Raw genomic sequence first — 11736 nt, forward strand, 5'->3', positions numbered from 1 at the left:
TGTAGTGCTATTCAATTTCTAACATAATGACTTCAGTGTGCAATTGTCCGGTGCCTAAAATCATGACCTTGTGATTAGTCAATTTTGCTAGGGCTGTAAAATCCATGGCTTCACTACTGGGTTGATATGTTTTTTGAAGAAAATTGGTCCAATTATCGTTGGTTAACAGAATGTCACCAAAGGGGAAAAAGCCTCCTTCGTAATGCTGCCCAATACCTATGGATTTTAAATGGTCAAGAAGTAGAATTTTGTTCACGGGATTAGGCAAAACCGCTGTTCTACCTGAGGAAACATTAATTACTTTCGAATTACTTTTTAAATAGACTTGTTCGTCAATTAGTTGAATCTGCGAGAAATTTTCTTCTCTGAAATTCGTTTGGATGGCTGTCCAAGATATTCCGCCATCGGTTGTTTTATAATATTCATTTGTGTTTGCTGTGGCATAACCAATGTTACTTTGCTTTTTAAATTTGATGTCTTGAAAATTTTTATCTGTTGGTGTGGTGAAAACGTCAGACCAGCTAAGTCCGCCATTCGATGTTTTTTTAAAAACTTGATTTCCGACAATAAAACCAACTGTTTCATTTATAAAGTAGATGCTGTTCAAAGAACTATTTGAGGTTGACGTCAAATTTATACTGGTCCATGTTTGTCCGGCATTATTGGTTCTTAAAACAAAATTGCCACTTGGGTCGCTGCCAATAGCAAATCCGAGGTTATGGTTCACAAAGTGTATTCTTTTTAATGGTTGAGTCGCGCCTGAGTTTAATGTTGTCCATGTTATGCCGGCATCGGTGGTTTTGACAATTTTACCTAACCTAGATATGGCATAGCCTGTTTGGGCATCAGTAAAAGTAAGATCATCATAAAAGTCCTGAGGAATGTTGGTTTCTAAATGAATTAGGTTTTCTAATTTTAATGCTCCAATGCTGGCCTTGTCTTTATTCTTATCAGATGAACATGAGGCCATTGCTATTGCCAGTAAAAGGGTTGTAATTTTTTTCATAGTGTTTTTAAGTTATCAGTGAGTCATTTTTTGAATTCGGTCATGTATTGAAACAAATATCTTAGCAATTCACTTTGTGATTGTTGCATTAATATTCCAAATACTTGCACTTTTATGACTAAAAAAATCGCCTGATAAATACCAGACGATTGCTTTTAAATGAACAGATTCTATTAACCTTACCTCTATAGTAAGCTGTCTTTATAATGTTGGGGAGAAATGCCCAAGTAATTTTTGAAAAACCTTGTAAAATAGGCCGGATCGTCATACCCAATTTCGAAAGCGATTTCTTTTATTGAAAGATTATCATGATGTAAAAACCTTTTGGCTTCTAAAATAATTCTATCGGCTATGATTTGCCCGGCGGTTTTATTTGAAAACTTTTTGGTTACATTATTTAAATTTCTGGCTGTGGTATGAAGCATATCCGCGTATTGGTTGACTCCGTGAGTAGTTTTGAAATTCTTTTCTACGGCAACCTTGTATTTTTTAAAAAGGTCATAGCCTGCCTCAGGAATGTAGCTATATGCGATATGATTGTGTTTCAATCGGGTAATGTTGGTAATCAGAATTTTTAGAAACGAGGAAAGTATTTGTTGCTGCCCCATTTCAGAAGTATTGAATTCGACGGTAATTTGATAAAACAAATCTTCGAAAACCTTGTATTGTGAAGCGGTTAGATTAATTACCGGAAAAGCATCAATGGCATCAAACAAAAGGCTATCAATTAGGTATTCTTCCACTTCTTTTTGATGTTGAAAAAGTTCAGGTAAAAATTTAATCACAAAGCCTTCTCCCTTTTCTTCTTGGTCTATTTTGTGCACTTGGCCCGGCGATAACAAAAAAAGTACAGAGCCATTATAATTATATTGTTGCCCGTCAATGTGGTGAATGCCTTTTCCTTTTTTTAGCCATATAATTTCATAATGATTGTGCCTGTGATTTTCTTGAAACTCGTTAATCGTACAGGTTTCGACATTAAAACCAGAAACTTTGAAATATTCAATGGCGTTTTCTTGACAGAATTCATTGATTGTATTTACCGGTATTTGCGTATCGTTCTTCATTGTTATTGTGGTAATGGGCAAAATTATGCAGCAATCATTAATTCAGGCTTGGACAAAAAGACCAATTTCTTGTATTTATGGTCTAAACTGGCTCACACAACAGCATTTTCTATTTAAACCTACTGATAAAACAGTTCCTTAATCTGTTTGTGGTATTTTTTATCTGCTACTACATATACTTCTTTTAAAAAGTCTGTGGCAATGGGTTTAGGATTGGGGTATTTATTTTTATTTATAAAGTTTTTCAGAGCCAAATTTACTCTATCCTCACCAATTAATTCGCTCAAATGGTACATCTTTATAGCTCCTTTTGAGTAGGCGATGTGGGTTTGATTGCTGGTTACTTCAATTAAAGGCGCATCTCCTAAAAAACCTTTTTCAGTTTCGTAAATCTCTTGGTGCATGGCTATACTTTCTTTTACTTTTTCCTTTCCGTACATTTTTTTTAGTAGCATGAGTTCGGTATACATGGCTAAAGATTCAGTGAGCATTGGAGCGCCTTGTCTATCGTCAGGATGAATTTGACTGTTTCCCCACCACAAATGAGACAATTCGTGACCAGCCATTTCATTGATTACATCTGGTTGTTTATCGGCTTTTAAATTGCAGTGAAAGGCCATGTTTTCAGTCATATATATAGTCGCTGGATAAGCTGTAGCATTGAAGCCTTGTGTAAAACTTGATACTTCTGCAAAGCGAATGGTTTTGAAGGGATATGGGCCAAAATTTGCCTGGCAATAATCTAGGGTGAGTTTGGCATTTTCAAGAAGGTATTTTACATTCTCATGGTGATTGGCATGATAATAAACTTCAAGTAATTTTCCCTTGTATATCGTTTTTTCAATTTTGTAATGAGCAGAAGCTATAGCAAAACGAAATGGAATTTGATGCGCTATAAAGCTTGAGAAAGAACGATTATTCTGTTTCCACTGTTTTTGTAATTCTCCAACACCCACAGCAATTTGATTCGAATCTGTCGAGATGGTCATTTTGAGTGACATAAAATCATGGTTCGGCGCTTTGGGTTCGTTCAGTTTTTTGATTGCAGTAGCGGCTCCTAATTGGTATTTCTCTCTGATTTCTTTTTCGTCGGTTTCATAGGATGATTGATAACCAATTTGTGGAAAATATCGGCTAATACGCATAAAAGCACCGTTACCAACGATTGCATTAAACGATTGGTGGCTGTTAATGGGTTTGATGCGGTAGTTCAGCTCGAAATCAAGCACTGCTTTTTCAGTAGGCTTTAGTGGCTTACTTAGTTTCATTATTTGAAATTGATTGGCAATTTTGCTTCTTTGGTTCTTGTGAATTAAAATGGCCGATTGGATTGTAAAATCATCCGGGAAGTTCACTAAGATTTCGTCTATTGAAACCGTCGTTTTATTCTCTAAAAGATATTGCCCTTTGATGTCGTAGCGATTTTCTTTGGGATATAAATCAACTCGCGCGATTACTTCTTTAATCGTTGGTTGTGGCACGGTTTGATATTTTCTGTAGGCCTTTTCATAAGCTACCAATCGAAGCAATTCGAGGCTTTTGCTTTTCGGGGTATATTCTGCAACTACTTGATTACCTAGAATGAGTGATAAAGAAAGCAGTCCGATTGAAGTGAACCAAAAGCCAGCTTTTCTGATTGATTTTTTGGTTTGTTGCATCAGAAAAAGGATATATAATGTGAGACAAAAACCGAAAGCTAATCGGTAAATAAACAGGTTTTCATAAAAGCCGAAGCCATTCATGTCGCTGTAATCGTAACTGATTGTTTGCAAAAATTTCAATAGCGGATGTTTCACAACAATTTTTCCCAAAGAAGTAGTCATTAACAAAATAAAAACTCCAGAAATACCAAGTGACAAGTATTTGTTTTTGACTATTCTTTGTATAATCAGCGATATTATGCTCACCAAAATCAACGGAAGTGTGGTGTAGAGATACGTTTTTAAATAGATTAAAAATTCAATTTTAGGATAGTTGTACAAAAACTGAAAACAAATGCCTTGAAGTATTAAAACACTAGTAAAGAAAAATACCATTCCAATTAAAACAACTTGAAGTGATGCATTTTTTAATCTGTAATTTGTAGTACTTTCTTCTATGAAATTAAAATGAGAACGCTCGCTTCTCCAGTATAAATCATTGGAATAGAAAACCATAATTAATGCTCCAAAAACATAGAAACTCTGAATAATTGTTGAAACCATCAATCCTGAGCTGGCATATTTTTGCGGCAGTCTAATTCCTTTTTCAATAGCAGCATGAATTTCCATTCCAACAAGAAACAATAGGCCTAAACTTAGTAAGGCAAACGGCATACTTTTGACAACATATGTACTGTAAATCTTGGTGAAAGATAAAAATGATTGCCATTTCACTTGGTTACTTTGCTGTGTATTTACAAAACAGAACGGTGTTGAAACAGAAACCATTCTTTTTAAATGCGAGCTCTGGTTTTTTTTAATTTTTGAGACAACGACGAATTTTTTAGAAGCAGCCAACAAAAGTAAAATTGCCACTACCACAAAGCCAATTCTATTGAAGACTAAAACTCCATTAAGCTCCAATAATTCTGTATTGCGTTGCTGGATAGACCAATGGGTTGTTTGAAAAAAGAATGCTGAAATCCCAAACGGATCAAGAATAGCTGACAACCATTGGGCTTGCTTTGACTGTGGCAACTGATTGGCCATGAACGGCGATCCTGAATAAAGTAAGGCCACCATATAACCCATATAAATTAATAAACCGGCAACATAGACTTGGAGTTTACTTTTTGTTATCCAAGCAACTGCAGCTGTAGTGGCTGCAATTACAAAAGAATTAATCGCTGTAAATAATATGACAGGCCCAAAATAATAGCTAATTGAGAAAGCCACCGAGAATTGATAATTTGATGTTATTTCTCTTCCAATAAAAAAACAAACGGTCAATAAAAGTGTTGATCCAAAAGATAGAATAAAAATGGTTGTTAGTCTGCTCCATAGAAATTGCTTTACTGTTATTGGCAAAGCAAAGTATATCAGATTAAAGCGATAATCTACCTCTTTTAAGGCCAATTGCCCAGAGAAAATTGTAGCGAAAAATAAACTTGTTAAACTTAAAAATGCCGTAAGAAATCCTACTTGGTAGGGAGCGTTATAGGCTAAATTTTCGGTTAATGTAAAACGAGCATACACTCCAGCAAAAATTCCAAATGAGATTAATGCAATGAGTAAGCCTACAAATCTCCAGTTTTTACAATATGATTTTAAATCACAAGAAATAATTGCCTTCATATTTCTATTTGATTTAACGTATTGAAATACACATCCTCGAGTTTTGAATTTACTAACTCAAAATCAGGTAAATACTCATTTGAATAAACTTGAATGAATAAATTTCCACTGAGGTAGTAAGAGGCAATTACTTTGTATTTTGTTTTAAATTCTTCTAATTGTTGTTTTTGAATTGGCTTCCTCCAAATCTTGCCTTGTAATTGCGTTATAAAATCATTTGGGTTGCCTTGTAGAAGCACTTTCCCGCTATTGATAATGGCCATTTGCGAGCAAAGATGCAGTACGTCTTCCACTAGGTGTGTAGAAAGAATTACAATGCGATCGTTGCCAATTTCACTCAACAAACCATTGAAACGGTTTCTCTCCTCAGGATCTAGACCTGCAGTTGGTTCGTCGACTATGATTATATTGGGATTGCCCAATAAGGCTTGAGCCACACCAAATCTTTGTTTCATACCGCCAGAAAAAGTATGTACTTCTTTATGCTGCTGCGAGGATAAGTTCACCTTTTCTAATAGAGCTAGAATCTGATTTTTTCGTTCGGTTTTTTCACTAACTCCTTTCAGAATGGCCAGATGGTTTAATAAATCATAAGCCGTTATTTTTGGATATACACCAAAATCTTGAGGCAAAAAGCCTAACTGTTTTTTTAAGAACATCGGATCTTGTAATACATTTACTTCATTGAACCATATTTCCCCATGGTCGGCATTTTGTAATCCTACAATAGTTCGTAATAATGTGGATTTTCCGGCGCCATTGGGCCCTAATAAACCAAATAGGCCATTCCCTACTTGAATTGTAATATCTTCTAAGGCACGCACCCCATTAGGATATTCTTTTTGTAGATTTTTAATAATTAAGCTGTTCATTTTTATTGATTTTTGATGATTATTTTAAGTTGAGGCAAAGAAAATCCTGTCGATGAAACACCGATATTAAAAACTTTAGCACATGTAGGTTTACTTTTCTACATACTCTAATATGTCACCGGGTTCACATTGTAATATTTTACAGATTGCCTCCAAGGTGTCAAAGCGAATTCCTTTGGCCTTTCCTGTTTTTAAAATAGATAAATTCGCCGGAGTGATATCTAATTTTTCTGCCAACTCTTTAGATTGCATTTTACGTTTGGCAAGCATAACGTCTATGTTTACAATAATTGGCATGATTAAATAAATAAGTCTTGTTCGTTTTGTAATCTCAAACCTTGCTCAAAAATGGCGTTCATGAAGTAAATGAATAAACCCATGATTAAATGCGCACTTATCATGGCAAAGAATGGAAAATCTTCGATTGATATTATTGCCCAAAGTATGGCCAAAACAGGATATAGTACCAGATTGAAAATATAAAATCGCTTTAGATGATTTACCCCAAAAAGAGTAAACAATTTTTTTTGTCTAAACGCATTGAAAACACCGCTTAATACAAAAAAGAATATTCCATACAATGCAATTCCCAATACCATTTCAGCGACATAATTTGTAGTAAACTCAGAGCCTAATAAAAAATGTTCTGAAGTAAAAGGATAATTTATGGCGAAACGATTGTTGGGTAGTTTTTCGAAAAATGGACCTTCAAAAGTACAATTAATAAGAGTATATATGGCAGTAATCAAATAACCATACGCGATTATGCTGACTAGATAATATAAAAAAGAAGAGGTTAGTTTCACTGATTTCATAATATGAAAATTAAAATTAAGGAGACAAATTTAATAATTAATTATTGTAAAACAATAATTAATTATTAAATTTAATATTGTTTCTTATATTTCTTTTGAAACAAGGTTAAGGAAAATCAACTTCAATTAGCCACAAAAAGGAATTCTGAGCTAAGAAAAACCTGTACGCCTGAATAGCTCTTGTAAATAGTCAATTGTTTTTTAGGGATTAACTCCGTTGATCCGCTGTAGGGAACCATGAGCAAAGAAAAACCTCTACGCCTGAATAGGCGTACTTTGTTTTTTATTTTTAACGTGTTCATCAAAGTGAACTTTCAACACTGCCTAAAAACAAAAAAACCGAAAGCTATTACTCTCGGTTTTACTTCGCGGAGAAAGAGGGAATTGTATTCCATTTCTAACCGTTTGATATTGTTGAGTTTATAAAACTTTTACTCTCCTAGGGTCTCGCTTTTGCTCCTCTTAATTTGACTTGCAAAATTTCGAAATCTTACTAAACAAATGTAATCAAATAAAATTACTAAACAAATTTAAGTAATTTAGTTGTTCAATAACTGAACTATTAAAGTTGGTTAATAATAAATATGGCAGGAAAACCAAATGATAAATTAAAATATTTAGATGGACTTAACGAAAAGGATTTCCCATTTTTAATAGGTGATATACTATCCATTCATTTCAGACATTATGATGTAAAAGTGATGGATGGAACTGGCGATGGTAAACGAGACATATTTTCTATAGATCGGCGAGGAAATAAAGTTGTCACCCAATGTAAATTTCACTATGACTTTAATAAAACTTCTGGTAGTAGTGAGACAGATGAGATAATTATTGCTCTTAATAAATTTAATTACAACCAGGGCTTTTTTTGTACATCAGGTAGATTATCACCCCAAAGTAAAAGAGAATACAAAGATAATTACAAAAATTTTAATCTTAACTGGCTAGAAGGGCATGAGATTGTTGATATTGTTTTGGATAATTCAATTTTAAGAAAAATATGGTTTGAAAGCGAAAAAATCCATTTAGTCAATAATAAAATTGCATTACCTTTTATTCTACGAAAGCAACCAGAGGATACATTAATAGAATATAAATTTCCAGAAAATTTGAATAGTTCAAATGAATTAAATTTTGAAGTTGCAAACAATAAATTCATAAATTCTAGACAATTATTTCCTTTAAGTCCTCTATCTATTAAAGAGTCTAGAAGTAATTTTGGACATAATATTGGTTACATTATTACCTTATCCGAGAATACATTTTTTAATTCAGTAAATAATGTAAAACAAGAAATCCTTCGAATATTAGTGAATGATAAAAATCTAAAATTTGAATCATCCTATGTCTCTATTCGCTTTGGCATTCCTTATTTTCCAAAAAAAGAAGAGTCTTATCGAAATTACGGTAATGGCGAATTTAATTTGCCTGAAAATGGTGAGACATATATTCTGTATGAAGATTCTGCAATAAGTGAATATGACTTTCTAATTCCAGTCAGTACAAATTGGAAATTACCGGATAGAATACATATGTCACAACTTAACGACTTTTGTTATTATAATCGAGATATAGACATTGTATTTTATTTAGAATATACTTGCGATGCAAATAAAGATCTACATCCTCATGTAGAAAGTAGTTTGGAGGAAGACAAAATTATATGGTCAAAATCTTTATTTATAATGGTAAATAGTAATTCTGAGAAATTATTTAATTCCTTTAAACCAAATAAAATTTATACATATGGCTCATCAGATAAGTTACTTTGTTGGATACATCCAATTCCAACTATTTACCCCGCTGATATAAATTTATTTGAGAGATCTTTAAAACATGATGAATTTGAAAATCTAAAAAAAGAAATAATAGATCTTGCCAATATACATGAGATTGAAATTATTGATTGGGAAAAAGCAAGTAAAATTGCTGCCGTAAATAATGATGATCCTTTTCCAGCTAATCCACAAACAACATATCGACAAGTGGATATTTTTGAGAATTTTAATACAATACCATCACCTTTAAGACCAAATAAACGAACATTAAATTTTGAATGTGTTTTTAGAATTTCCCATAAAAATGATGAATATTTAGAAAAAAAAATTGAATCTTTTGGAACTCACCTTGATGATATTAAAGGTGCTAATCGTTTTGATTTTATTATTGATGATCAAACTAATTATCATGTTTTCTTAAGGGTTTCATACACTCCTAATTATCAGCCACATATTTCAACTCTTGAAAATTTAAAAAACCTTAATAATGAAATAGAAAACACTTTTGATAATATAGAGAAAATAGTAAAAAACATTTTTTTAGGTGCTAGCCGAAAGACTAAAGACTATTGGCTTGAAGAACTCGGCATTTTTCTTGACATAAACACTTAGTAATCTTTCCACCAATCATAATTTCCTGAATCAGATAAAATATCGTAAAGATGATCCAATTTCCTTGCAAACAGCCTGCGCAAATTATTTCCGTGCTCATTTGCTGCCGATAGTTCTGTGAGATAACTTTCAAAGTATTCTGATAATAGCTTATTTAATATTGTCCTGTCGATACTGACAACCCCTTTTTCAATATTTCTTTTTATGAAAATTTTTTCGTCTTGCAAGTAGGTTTTTCTTGCATTGATTACCCATTCACCTTTCGTTCGTGCCTCGTGCATAAGTCCGCATCTAACATTATTGTAAAATTCATTTGCATTGAAGGGCTCATCGGTGATTTTTTCTCCTGCTTCGTGGCGAAAAAAGTGATTTTCAAAAATTTTTTCAGTATGTAAAAATGGTATGAAACATTCATCAGCACGTGTATACTCAAAAGACGGTAACGCACCTCTTTTACGGTGATTGTGGATTTTACCATATTTGAAGGCGGCTAACATTTCAATCAATGCACATTGAATCGTAAGAATTGTAAATCCTTCCCCATTTAATGAATTGGAATCTTTTACCCGAGCAATCGGTACGAAGTAGTAATCGTTAATCCTTTTTTTGAAAAGGGCGATGATTTTTTCCCATACTTCACTATGGTCATAATTATTTCTAACTTCTTCTCTTAGAACATTCCATGATTTCTTATCGAGTATTTGTCTGATCATCTTTTAAAACTTATATTATATCGCGACTGTTAAGATAGTTTATCAAATTTTCATCAGTCATTGGTAATGTGAAAATTGGATCGATGGCATTTTGAAGTACTGTAATCAGGGCATTAGCTTCCTTATAATCATCTGCATTAAATCTTTCGGGACTTTCCCAATTTTCATCGAGATTTATGTAAAAACCATTATTCTTTAAATCATTTGCCTTGACAAGCCACTTTATTAGTTTCGCCGCATCATTTTCAGTGAGCGAAGTGATGTCGAATACCCGTGAAATATAAAATCCATCCATAGAATATTTAGAATCCGGGTCTGTATAGTTGATAAGCCGATCGAACATTTCGGCATCATATTTCTCTACGGCAGTATCACTTAGGGATTTGAGAAATTCCTTGATGTTGTTGTGCTTGAATTTATGATTTTTGAAAAGTTCTACCTTCTCGGAATCATTTATAAATTCAGAGTCACCGCTTAAATTTAGAAGGATCAAGGCCTTAATGTATTCTTCAGCTCCGAGAATAATATGTGATATTGCAATACCATATAAGCCCTGGGCAGACAATAAGTTGCTTGTGGTAATATGACGTTTAGCATTTTCATACGTTAGACATGCCCCGTCAATATAATCAGCTCCGCTAAAATTTTGGATTGCATCTTTCATTATTGTTCCTTTTTACCCATATATTTGTGTACCTCGTTAAAAAATACACTTGTTACTTTTTCACCTTCTAAAAAATACATAATCTTGCCCTGTGTTTCCCTTGTCACTAATTTGAGTCCATGCCTTTCAACCATCGGACTGATATTATTGTTTTCATCGAGCCATTTTTCATAGCCCTTGATAGAAGGACCTCCGATATTGATTACATATTCAATGCCGTAGTATAAAAATACAAAGTAGGTTTCCCGGTTTGGTGTAACCATCACATCATGCCCAAAGCCAACCTGTACCCATTCACCCGTATCGGGATGAACCATTTGCGTTTCGTCGGGAAACACTCTTCGTTGATGAAAGGGCCATTCCCTAAAGGTACGATCAAATCGTGCAAATTCCCGGATTAGGTCATAGTGCGATGATTCTACTACTACATCTACCCATTCCTTTACTGATTTGTATTCGTATACGAGTGCCTCTAACGCCATTTTTGCCAGAAGGCGGGCCATTTCCTTTTTGGGAGGATCATAACTGATGGGAAACATCAGTGGTGGAAAATCGACTACATCTTTATTATATAGTTTTTCAAATTGCTCCCGGTCCTTTTCGTTTTCCGGCTGTAGGTTGATTGAATTGTCCTTGTTTAATTTGAGCCCTACCTTGATATCGGTTCCAGCAATACTACCCAGTACCGACGGCATTTTGCCTTTTTTACTGGGTACTTGATAATAAGCCCTGACATTTCGAAACGATTCGTGCGAAAGTATCGGTTTTTCGACCTTAAGTGCAAAATACTGGTTACAGCTGTCACAGACAACACCTTTTGGCAATACTTTTTGCTTACTACCTAAAGACTCGGGTATAATGTGTTCAACACTTTTTGAAGTGTGGCTCGGCTGTTTACAGAATATGCATTTGATGTCGGTCATAGTAAAAC

At 33.8% G+C, this 11736-nt stretch carries 10 protein-coding genes; 1 reads left to right on the forward strand and 9 read right to left on the reverse strand.

The window, feature by feature from the left end:
- Positions 1–7: 7 nt before the first annotated feature.
- The 6 genes from G4D82_RS10255 to G4D82_RS10280 form a co-directional block, all read right to left on the reverse strand.
- The gene (locus G4D82_RS10255) at positions 8–1006 is read right to left on the reverse strand and encodes a YCF48-related protein (RefSeq protein WP_166337188.1); all 999 of its coding nucleotides are present in this window, start codon (positions 1004–1006) and stop codon (positions 8–10) included.
- 185 nt (positions 1007–1191) lie between these two features.
- Complete coding sequence (locus G4D82_RS10260; protein ID WP_166337189.1) at positions 1192–2073, reverse strand: helix-turn-helix domain-containing protein; 882 nt, start codon at positions 2071–2073, stop codon at positions 1192–1194.
- A gap of 119 nt (positions 2074–2192) precedes the next feature.
- Entirely contained in the window at positions 2193–4796 is a 2604-nt protein-coding gene (locus tag G4D82_RS10265; protein ID WP_166337190.1) for a M1 family metallopeptidase, read from the reverse strand.
- Positions 4797–5344: 548 nt separating this feature from the next.
- A complete protein-coding gene (locus tag G4D82_RS10270) occupies positions 5345–6220 on the reverse strand; it encodes an ABC transporter ATP-binding protein (protein ID WP_166337191.1) in 876 nt (291 codons plus the stop codon).
- A 90-nt stretch (positions 6221–6310) separates the two neighbouring features.
- Positions 6311–6517 (reverse strand): helix-turn-helix domain-containing protein, encoded by a 207-nt coding sequence (locus tag G4D82_RS10275; RefSeq protein ID WP_166337192.1) that lies wholly within the window; start codon positions 6515–6517, stop codon positions 6311–6313.
- A 2-nt stretch (positions 6518–6519) separates the two neighbouring features.
- A complete protein-coding gene (locus G4D82_RS10280) occupies positions 6520–7035 on the reverse strand; it encodes a DUF2975 domain-containing protein (protein ID WP_166337193.1) in 516 nt (171 codons plus the stop codon).
- Between the two features lie 584 nt (positions 7036–7619).
- Here G4D82_RS10280 and G4D82_RS10285 point away from each other — a divergent pair.
- Positions 7620–9428, forward strand: a complete 1809-nt coding sequence (locus G4D82_RS10285; RefSeq protein ID WP_166337194.1) for a restriction endonuclease — start codon at positions 7620–7622, stop codon at positions 9426–9428.
- Here the strand turns inward: G4D82_RS10285 and G4D82_RS10290 are convergent.
- The 3 genes from G4D82_RS10290 to G4D82_RS10300 are packed head-to-tail and all read right to left on the reverse strand — an operon-like array spanning position 9425 to position 11728.
- Positions 9425–10141: a hypothetical protein gene (locus G4D82_RS10290; RefSeq protein ID WP_166337195.1), complete on the reverse strand. Its 717-nt coding sequence runs from the start codon at positions 10139–10141 to the stop codon at positions 9425–9427. The two genes, G4D82_RS10285 and G4D82_RS10290, sit on opposite strands and share 4 nt — an antisense overlap.
- A 10-nt stretch (positions 10142–10151) precedes the next feature.
- The gene (locus G4D82_RS10295) at positions 10152–10805 is read right to left on the reverse strand and encodes an AbiV family abortive infection protein (RefSeq protein WP_166337196.1); all 654 of its coding nucleotides are present in this window, start codon (positions 10803–10805) and stop codon (positions 10152–10154) included.
- Entirely contained in the window at positions 10805–11728 is a 924-nt protein-coding gene (locus G4D82_RS10300; RefSeq protein WP_166337197.1) for an HNH endonuclease, read from the reverse strand. The genes G4D82_RS10295 and G4D82_RS10300 overlap by 1 nt, the downstream gene beginning before the upstream one ends.
- Positions 11729–11736 lie beyond the last annotated feature (8 nt).

It is taken from the genome of Flavobacterium lotistagni (assembly GCF_011392125.1).
GTDB lineage: Bacteria > Bacteroidota > Bacteroidia > Flavobacteriales > Flavobacteriaceae > Flavobacterium > Flavobacterium lotistagni.